General features: G+C 35.5%; 6 protein-coding genes. 4 read left to right on the top strand and 2 right to left on the bottom strand.

Annotated elements, in window-relative coordinates:
- Positions 1-174: 174 nt before the first annotated feature.
- Positions 175-423 (bottom strand): hypothetical protein, encoded by a 249-nt coding sequence (locus ACGLXV_RS24250; protein ID WP_391560645.1) that lies wholly within the window; start codon positions 421-423, stop codon positions 175-177.
- A gap of 138 nt (positions 424-561) precedes the next feature.
- On the bottom strand, positions 562-1,815 hold the full coding sequence (locus ACGLXV_RS24245) for a DUF5068 domain-containing protein (protein ID WP_391560644.1): 1,254 nt from the start codon (positions 1,813-1,815) through the stop codon (positions 562-564).
- A gap of 263 nt (positions 1,816-2,078) precedes the next feature.
- Between ACGLXV_RS24245 and ACGLXV_RS24240 the strand changes: the two genes are divergently transcribed.
- The 4 genes from ACGLXV_RS24240 to ACGLXV_RS24225 form a co-directional block, all read left to right on the top strand.
- Positions 2,079-2,306: a DUF1858 domain-containing protein gene (locus tag ACGLXV_RS24240; protein ID WP_391560643.1), complete on the top strand. Its 228-nt coding sequence runs from the start codon at positions 2,079-2,081 to the stop codon at positions 2,304-2,306.
- Positions 2,307-2,319: 13 nt separating this feature from the next.
- The gene (locus ACGLXV_RS24235; protein ID WP_391560642.1) at positions 2,320-3,552 is read left to right on the top strand and encodes a DUF438 domain-containing protein; all 1,233 of its coding nucleotides are present in this window, start codon (positions 2,320-2,322) and stop codon (positions 3,550-3,552) included.
- Between the two features lie 97 nt (positions 3,553-3,649).
- Entirely contained in the window at positions 3,650-4,048 is a 399-nt protein-coding gene (locus tag ACGLXV_RS24230) for a YbaN family protein (protein WP_391560641.1), read from the top strand.
- A gap of 192 nt (positions 4,049-4,240) precedes the next feature.
- A partial coding sequence (locus ACGLXV_RS24225; RefSeq protein WP_391560646.1) for a DUF4317 family protein occupies positions 4,241-4,344 on the top strand: 104 nt, incomplete at its 3' end.

Here is a 4,344-nt window from a genome sequence, read left to right as displayed (position 1 = left end):
AGAAACAGCCGCTTCTGTTGAACAGTCAAGCGGATCTATGGAGGAAATCGCAAACAGTGCGACTCGCTTAAATGATTTAGCTAATGACTTGAAGCAATTGATTAATAAGTTTGTATTATAGGTTCGAAAAATCCGCACTTTATAATGAAGTGCGGATTTTTTAAATCTATGAATCTAATTATTACTACGTTTGATTCTGCTTTCCGTGATACTTCGCATGACATTAAATATTTCCTCTTCAGTTCCCACTTGAACAATGTCAAAGTCTTGACGTTCTCCTACCATATATATTTTCCATACACCATCCTCTTGGAAACAGCCTGTAACATACGGAATTACCTTCTTTTCTCCAATAACTAGATTTAATTTACTTATATCTATGTTTTTCATTGAAATGAAGTTTTCATATTCTAATCTAGTCAATATTTAACCCTCCTGATTGCTCATGTTCTCCAAAAAAAAATACCCCCCTAGCATTCACAAAGAGGGTAAACTTATGACTCTCAGTATTATAAAAAAACTTCTTTACCTTAGTGTCAGTACAATATTAGGAACCTAGAACTATAGTTCAAAAATTGCTTTCTTCCCTTTAGAAATATCCTTTGCCTCTTTATTTAGAATTGGCCCAATTTCCACTTCAAAGGATTTATTCTTCCAAATCTTCTCATACTGTTCCTTATCCAGTATGAATATTTGTAGTAACTCACCAGATTTACCAGCTTCAATCAAATCATCATAGCCGTAATCTAGTAGCATTCCTTCTCCAAACATATATTGACTACCATCGTTAACAGTCAGCTTTGAAGACATGGATGACAATCCGATAGAATCAGAACCTTTATTGTCTAAATTAAACTTTACTGTCAGTAACACAATTCCATTCTTAAAATCAACAAATCGTGGTGCTTCTACCTCATTTGGAGTGAATTCTGTAAACTGGTATCCATCCAATGTAACGGTTACATCTCCTAATTGATCACTTTTACCGATATCTTGCGCTTCCTTCAGCAGCTTCTTTTCACCCATATTAGCACTTTTAACCTTATCATTATAAAATGCCTTATTAGCCTCGACTTTTTCAGCACCCGATTTATTTAAGCTTAAAGTAAATTGACCATCCTTCCCAATTGGGGAACTAAATTCACCTTTTACAGCTTGAGCTGCAGGAATTTCTACTGAAGCAGTAGATAGGTTTAACACTGTTTCCAAATGATCTTTACCAAATGGATATGTATAATAACCCGTTACAGATTCACCAGCTTTAAGCAAATAATCGTTTGATGGTGAGAGTTTTTCAACTAGCTGTTCTTCAAGGCGTAACAGGTCTCTTATATTATCATATGCTTTCTGTGCTCCAGTGAAGGATAGATAAAAGGAAGGCATGTAATAAACATCCTTATCCAATTTGTTTGTCACTGTATATTGTGCAATAATGACCCCACCATCTGTCTGATCATTGAAAGGAATACTGAAATCAGTATGGAAATCAGCAAGTTCAAGAAGTGTATAGGCATCTAAAGATACCGTCACACCATCCATTTCATGCACTTGTTGTTCTTTATTTTCAAATAGTATTTTCGCTGTTCCTTCTGTTTCTTTTTCCATATAAGTGATTAGTTCTGTAAAATCACCAACACTTCCAGTCGCCGTTGCTTCCTCTACTTCTTCCTGAGATTCTACTTTGTCACCCTCTTCAGAATTCTCCTTAGATGCACTTACATTTTCATCAGCAATTGTCTCCTTCTTATCGCTTCCACAACCACTAATAATTAGTAATGTTAGCATTGTAAAAAACAAAACCCAAACCCTAGCCATTATTTTCCAACTCCTAAACTCAAAAATTAATACCATTCTAACACATTACCAATTTATGTAATATAGTGAAAAAGTAGGGAAAAGTGTATTTTATAAAACCTTCCTAGGTAAAAAGAAGGACAAATTTTTCTTTGCTATGATAGGATCACACTACTAATTCATTATAACTGAGAAACATTTTCATTTGTGATGCACATCACATTGGTTTCAAGACAGATATGATACATTAACCACATAAAGAACTAAGTTATGGGGTGATGGAAATGTCAAAAACCATTAATTTAAATCAATCCCTTTATGAAATATGTACTCAATATCCAGAAGTGATATCAATCATGCAGAGTCTAGGTTTTGAAAACATATCAAAACCTACCATGCTTCAAACCGTTGGTCGTGTCATGACCATACCAAAAGGCTGCCGAGTGAAAGAAGTCCCTTTAGACACCGTAATCACAACGTTTCAAAGTCATGGTTTTGAGATAAAAGAGTAATGGAGGGCTAACAATGAGTGAGTTAATTAATAATCGTGAGCAACAGACATTAAATAAAACAGAGCGTCAAGAAATACTAAAAGAAATCATTAAAGATTTGCACATGGGACGAAGTGTGGAGGAAGTCAGGGATGAGTTTGAAAAGGCGGTCGGAACGATATCGATCGAGGAGATTTCTCAGCTTGAGCAAGCTCTTATGGAAGAAGAAGGCATACCAGTGGAAGAAGTTCAGCGCCTATGTTCGGTTCATACGGCCATTTTCAAAGGATCCATTGAAGAAATCCATCGCAGCCAAAAACCAGAAGATCAGCCTGGACACCCTGTTCATACATTTAAGCTAGAAAATAAAGAAATTGATATGCTAGTGAACTTCAAAATCCAATTACACTTTGACCGTTTTAAAGCAGAGGATAGCAGTGATAACGTGTTTAAGTTAATTGAGGACTTAAATCTGTTACTCGATATCGACAAACATTATAGTCGCAAAGAGAACTTGTTATTTCCTTTCTTAGAGAAATACGGTATTTTCGGTCCAACAAAAGTGATGTGGGGAGTGGATGACCGAATTAGAGAAACGATAAAAACAGCTAAACAAGTCTTAACAAACTATTCTAATCATGATCATCAAACAGCTGTAAATTCGCTTGAATTCGTGATCCGCGAAGTATCTGAGATGATATTTAAAGAAGAAAACATCCTATTCCCTATGGCACTTCAGCATCTAACCGAGGATGAATGGGTTAAGATCGCTCACGAAAGTGATGAAATTGGCTATTGTTTAGCAAGCCCCGCTGTCGAGTGGAAACCAGAAAGAAAAGCATTAACCAGCACCGCTATGTCAGAAGGCTTTATCCGTATGGAAACAGGCTTTTTATCGATCGAGCAACTAGAACTTATGTTAAACCATTTACCTGTCGATATCACTTTTATCGACCAGGACGATGTGGTAAGGTACTTCTCTCATGGTAAAGAACGTATATTCATAAGAACGAAAGCGGTCATCGGCAGAACCGTCCAAAATTGTCATCCTCCGAAAAGTGTTCATATGGTTGAAGAGATTTTACAGGACTTTAAATCAGGGAAAAAAGATAGTGAAGACTTTTGGATAAAGTTCAAAGATAAATATGTTTATATCCGATACTTTGCGGTAAGAGATGAGAACGGAACGTACATGGGGACGCTTGAATTCACCCAAAATATTGCCCCTATTAAAGAAATTGACGGGGAAAAACGCATATTAGGCTAAATGGTGTTATGAACCTTTTTTGAAAAAAGGGGATAGATCTATGGAGATATACCACTATTTATGTTATAGCTTATAGTATATCTTCCGGTAAAGTAAGGTGAATACCATTAAAAATATAAAAAGCATTCTATTTTTCCTTATTGGATTTATCTCCTTAGGGATTGGTATTTCAGGGATTATCCTCCCTGTTCTGCCAGGCCTTCCCTTTTTGCTATTTGCCTCTTATTGCTTTGCAAAAAGCTCTAAGAGGATCGAAAACTGGTTCAAGAGTACACCACTTTATGAAAAATATGTGGTAAGGTTCCTCCAGAAAAAAGGACTCACACGTAAAGAGAAAATTCGGATTAACTTGATTGCCGATTCCTTCATCTTGTTTTCCGTATTTTACGTAGACATCCTTTTGGTAAAAATCCTATTAGTGGGAACAGCCCTCTATAAGCATTACTACTTTATTAAGAAAATTAAGACGATAGACAACTCGAAAACCACTTCCTAACAATACTAGGAAGTGGTTTTCCTATTGATATAAGCACTTAGAAACGGGGAAAATATCTTTATCCCTTTCAAAAATACTTGCTTAAAAGCCTTTCCTTACAATTTATGTTAAAATAAATAACTTATAGGATCGAGGATATTTTTGTTATTATCGTAGAGTACCTATCAGTACTTCTTGGGAGTGGAATAAATCATGAACAAAAAAGATGTAGCAAACATACGAAAGCAATTCAAAATAAATAATGATTTACTTAAAATCGGCGATATTTACAATGTCTATATTATGAAAGACTCAAG

The sequence above is a fragment of the Robertmurraya sp. genome, from assembly GCF_036676585.1.
GTDB lineage: Bacteria > Bacillota > Bacilli > Bacillales > Cytobacillaceae > Robertmurraya_A.
This window is presented reverse-complemented; position numbering and strand designations above follow the sequence as displayed.